This window comes from Saccharothrix sp. ST-888, from assembly GCF_000955975.1.
GTDB lineage: Bacteria > Actinomycetota > Actinomycetes > Streptomycetales > Streptomycetaceae > Kitasatospora.
The window spans coordinates 1-329 of sequence record NZ_JYJF01000751.1 but is presented as its reverse complement, the minus strand read 5'-3'; the positions used below and the strand labels follow the sequence as shown (position 1 = coordinate 329).

Here is a 329-nt window from a genome sequence, read left to right as displayed (position 1 = left end):
GCGGCCTGCAGGTGGGCGACCTTATGGTCGGTTCCGTATCTCGCGGCCGGGTCCCGTGTGGTTCGTCGGTCCGGTCTGCAATCGACCAGACGTTAAGGTGGGCTGCTGATGAATAGCTTGCTGACCGGGGGGTCCGCGAAGGGCCGGGTGGCCGAGCTGCACACTCTTGGGGGGAAGGTCCGCCGGGGCCCGAGCGAGAAGGCGACCGAGGCGCAGCATGCCAAGGGGACGCTGACGGCTCGTGAGCGGATCGATCTGCTGTTGGACGAGGGTTCGTTCCGTGAGGTGGAGCCGTTGCGCCGGCACCGGGCGACGGGTTTCGGGCTGGA

The 329-nt window shown here is 68.1% G+C and carries 1 protein-coding gene; it reads left to right on the top strand.

The window, feature by feature from the left end; translation table 11 throughout:
* Positions 1-108: 108 nt before the first annotated feature.
* Positions 109-329, top strand: a 221-nt coding sequence (locus UK12_RS34460) for a carboxyl transferase domain-containing protein (protein WP_045307166.1), incomplete at its 3' end; no start/stop codon positions are given.